This window comes from Actinotalea ferrariae (assembly GCF_019733465.1).
Taxonomy (GTDB): Bacteria; Actinomycetota; Actinomycetes; order Actinomycetales; family Cellulomonadaceae; genus Actinotalea; species Actinotalea ferrariae_A.
Genome location: NZ_JACVQL010000143.1, coordinates 1 through 3,431, shown reverse-complemented (window position 1 = coordinate 3,431; position 3,431 = coordinate 1). Strand labels below are relative to the sequence as shown.

At 72.9% G+C, this 3,431-nt stretch carries 3 protein-coding genes; all 3 read left to right on the top strand.

Annotated elements, in window-relative coordinates:
- Positions 1 to 774 (top strand): glycoside hydrolase family 18 protein (locus tag ICW40_RS11710; RefSeq protein WP_260459119.1); only part of this gene is annotated, 774 nt, incomplete at its 5' end.
- A 75-nt stretch (positions 775 to 849) separates the two neighbouring features.
- Positions 850 to 2,274 carry a glycosyl hydrolase family 18 protein gene (locus ICW40_RS11705; RefSeq protein ID WP_221654145.1) on the top strand — a complete coding sequence of 475 codons (1,425 nt, stop codon included), beginning with the start codon at positions 850 to 852 and terminating at the stop codon, positions 2,272 to 2,274.
- Positions 2,275 to 2,433: 159 nt separating this feature from the next.
- Positions 2,434 to 3,431, top strand: a 998-nt coding sequence (locus ICW40_RS11700) for a glycoside hydrolase family 3 N-terminal domain-containing protein (RefSeq protein WP_308121765.1), incomplete at its 3' end; no start/stop codon positions are given.

Sequence of the window (3,431 nt, the reverse complement as noted above, 5' to 3'; positions counted from 1 at the left end):
CAGAACCCGGCCGCGTTCGCCCAGTCCTGCCATGACCTGGTCGAGGACCCGCGGTGGGCGGACGTGTTCGACGGGATCGACATCGACTGGGAGTACCCCAACGCGTGCGGGCTCAGCTGTGATGCCAGCGGGCGTGAGGCGTTCCCGAACCTGATGCGCGCGCTGCGCACCGAGTTCGGCTCCGACGCGCTGGTCACGGCCGCGATCACCGCGGACGGCACCAGCGGGGGGAAGATCGAGGCCGCGAACTACGCCGGTGCGGCGCAGTACGTGGACTTCTACATGCCGATGACCTACGACTTCTTCGGTGCGTTCGCCGCGCAGGGCCCCACCGCCCCGCACTCACCGCTGCGCTCCTACCCGGGGATCCCGACCCCCGGCTTCGACTCGGCCACGGCGATCGACAAGCTGCAGAGCCTGGGCATCCCGTCGAACAAGCTGCTGCTGGGCATCGGGTTCTACGGTCGCGGCTGGAGCGGGGTGACCCAGTCCGCACCCGGTGGCAGCGCCACCGGACCGGCACCAGGCACCTACGAGCAGGGCATCGAGGACTACAAGGTCCTCAAGAACACCTGCCCCGCCACCGGCACCGTCGGCGGCACCGCCTACGCCCACTGCGGCACCACCTGGTGGAGCTACGACACCCCCCAGACCATCGCCGGGAAGATGGACTACGCCCAGAACGAGGGCCTCGCCGGCGCCTTCTTCTGGGAGCTGTCGGGTGACACCACCAACGGCGAGCTGATCCGCGCGATCGGTGACGGGCTGCGCTGATCACCACCGTCCGACCACGAGGGGCCGGGCCCACGCGCCCGGCTCCTCGTGCCGTCCCCTGACCGAGGAGCGTCCATGAGAAGAACCCTGTCATCCCTGCTTGCTGCCGGCACGGCCGCCCTGATGGCCCTGGGTGGCCTCGCCACGGCGACGACGGCCCAGGCCGCCGAGCCGGCCGCCGCTACGGGCCACCAGTGGCTCACCGGGTACTGGCACAACTTCGACAACGGCTCGACCGTCCTGCGGCTCGACGAGATCCCGTCCGCCTACAACCTCGTCGCGGTCGCCTTCGCCGACAACCTGGCGGGGACGCCGGGCGGCATCACGTTCAACCTCGCCACCGCCGAGCTCGACGGCTACACGGTCGCGGAGTTCACGGCCGACGTCGCCGAGATCCGGGCCGACGACCGCAAGGTCGTCATCTCCGTCGGCGGCGAGAAGGGCAACGTCGTCGTCAACAGCCCGACGGCGGCTGAGAACTTCGCGCGCACGACCTACGGGCTCATGCAGCAGTACGGGTTCGACGGCGTGGACATCGACCTCGAGCACGGCATCGACGCCGTGCACATGGCCGACGCCCTGCGCCGGCTGCGTGCGCTGGCCGGGCCGGACCTGATCATCTCGATGGCACCGCAGACCATCGACTACCAGGCCACCACCATGGGCTACTACCAGCTGACGAAGAGCATCAGCGACATCCTCACCATCGTGAACGTCCAGTACTACAACTCGGGCTCGATGCTCGGCTGCGACAGCCAGGTGTACTCGCAGGGGACGCCGGACTTCCTCGCCGCCCTCGCGTGCATCCAGCTCGAGATGGGCCTCGAGCCCCGGCAGGTGGGACTGGGCGTCCCGGCGGTGCGGTCCGCCGCCGGCGGCGGGTACCAGCCGATGTCGAACGTCATCCAGGCGCTCGACTGCCTCGAGCTCGGCACGCGCTGCGGGCGGTTCACGCCGGCGCAGCCGTACGGGCCGATCGGCGGCGTGATGACGTGGTCGATCAACTGGGACGCGACGAACAACTTCGACGTGGCGCGCACGATGGCGGCCCGGCTCGACGTCGGCGGCCCGTACGTGCCGCCGGACCCGACGGACCCGACGGACCCGACGGACCCCGGCGACTGCGTCGCGGCGCCGTACTCGCCGACGACCGTCTACACCGGGGGCAACCGCGCCTCGTACGCGGGCCGGGACTGGGAGGCCCGCTGGTGGACGCAGGGCGAGGCGCCGAGCACGGGCGGGTCGGGCGTGTGGCGCGACCTCGGCGCGTGCGCCGCGGACCCGACGGAGCCGACCGACCCGACGGATCCGACCGACCCCACCGACCCGACCGATCCCGGTGACTGCGCCGCCGCCCCGTGGGTGCGCGGCACCGTCTACACGGGCGGTGACGTCGTGACGTTCGCCGGCCGGCAGTGGACCGCCAAGTGGTGGACGAGCTCCGACGTCCCGGGCGCGGACCCGTGGGGTCCGTGGGGCACGGGGGTGGTCTGCGGCTGAGAACCCCTCGGCACGCTGCGTGCCGCCTCACCGGCCGGACGTGGCCCGGGACCCGAGGGGTCCCGGGCCATCGCCCGGCCGGTCTGCTGTGCCCATGACCGACACCTCGGGGGCTGCCCCGCCGTAGCCTGCAGCCCTCACCAGCACCAGGAGATCCCCGTGTCCGAGCTCGAGCGCCTCGTCAACGCCTGCCTCATGCCGGCGTTCCTCGGGCCGACCGTGCCCCCGTGGGTGCACGACGCCCTGGAGGACGGCCTCGCGGGCGTGTGCCTGTACGGCCACAACCTCACCGCACCAGGCGACGACCTCCCGACGCGCGACCGCGTCCGCGCGATCGGCGACGCGCTGCGCTCGACGCGTCCCGACGTGCTGCTCGCGCTCGACGAGGAGGGTGGGGACGTCACGCGCCTCGACTACCTCGTGGGCAGCGCCTACCCCGGCAACCTGGCCCTCGGGGTCGTGGACGACGTGCGCCTCACGGAGGCCGTGGCCGGCGCCATCGGGGCCGACCTCGCGGCCGCCGGCGTGAACCTCAACCTCGCGCCATCGGTCGACGTGAACAGCGACCCGCGCAACCCCGTGATCGGCGTGCGCTCGTTCGGCGACGACCCCGCACTCGCGTCGCGCCACGGCGCGGCGTACGTCCGCGGGCTCCAGGACGCGGGCGTCGCCGCCGTCGTCAAGCACTTCCCCGGCCACGGCGCCACGACGGTGGACTCCCACCTGGGTCTGCCCGTGGTCGACGTCGACGAGGTGACCTTCCGCGGGCGCGAGCTGCCGCCGTTCACGGCGGCGATCGAGGCCGGCGTCGCGGCCGTGATGACCTCGCACGTGGTGTTCCCCGCGCTCGACGACGAGCCGGCCACGCTCAGCCGGCGACTGCTCGTGGACCTGCTCCGGAGGGAGCTCGGCTTCACCGGCGTCGTGGTGACCGATGCACTCGACATGGCGGGCGTCCGCGCCCTGCACGGGCTCGTGGGAGGCGCGGTCCGGTCGCTCGCGGCGGGCGCCGACCTGCTCCTCCTCGGCGCCGAGGACGGGCGGGACCAGCTCGGCCGGATCCACGCCGCGGTGGCCGAGCGCCTCGCGGCCGGCACGCTCACCGAGGAGCGCCTGCACGAGGCGGCCGGGCGCGTCGCGGCGCTGAGGGCGCGGCT

What these genes read in the sequence shown, in the direction of transcription:
- ICW40_RS11705 (WP_221654145.1), top strand. Translation starts at nt 850, where the DNA reads ATGAGAAGAACCCTGTCATCCCTGCTTGCTGCCGGCACGGCCGCCCTG.